Below are 216 nucleotides of genomic sequence, written 5' to 3'. Positions count from 1 at the left end.
CCAGTTAAAACGACACTGCTCCAAAACCATAAACCTCACTATTACAACATAACTCTAGTTGAATTACCAGTTAAAACGACACTGCTCCAAAACGTTGTGGCGGAGTTGTGAATTTACATGATGTTGAATTACCAGTTAAAACGACACTGCTCCAAAACCTATATCCGGAAAGCGTACCAGAGGATTGGGTTGAATTACCAGTTAAAACGACACTGC

This window comes from Umbribacter vaginalis (assembly GCA_001552935.1).
GTDB lineage: Bacteria > Actinomycetota > Coriobacteriia > Coriobacteriales > Eggerthellaceae > Berryella > Berryella vaginalis.
This window is presented reverse-complemented; position numbering follows the sequence as displayed.